This window comes from Lysinibacillus sp. RU7 (assembly GCF_057837305.1).
This window is the reverse complement of sequence record NZ_JBYQFK010000163.1, coordinates 1-262: the sequence shown is the minus strand read 5'-3', so window position 1 is coordinate 262 and position 262 is coordinate 1. Positions and strand designations below refer to the sequence as shown.

Here is a 262-nt window from a genome sequence, read left to right as displayed (position 1 = left end):
GTTCTCAGATGGGAAACTTGTTTGTTAGAGCTGGTGATGGTCATATGTGCCCTAAATGCAGGTGTTGGTCAGTAGTTATTAAAAGTCATGACCATGTGATTTTTGATGGTAAACCAGTAGCATATGTGGGTGATAAATTATCATGTGGTGCAACGATTCAACCACAACAGTCTCATGTTGTAGGAGAGAGTGGTAGTCCTTATTCTGGAAAGGACAACCAAAAAGATTCATCTATTAATAAAAAATTTGATGAGCAAGTTCA

General features: G+C 37.8%; 1 protein-coding gene. It reads left to right on the top strand.

The features are described from left to right. Positions 1-44 precede the first annotated feature (44 nt). A partial coding sequence (locus AC3II9_RS21935; RefSeq protein WP_489158828.1) for a PAAR domain-containing protein occupies positions 45-262 on the top strand: 218 nt, incomplete at its 3' end.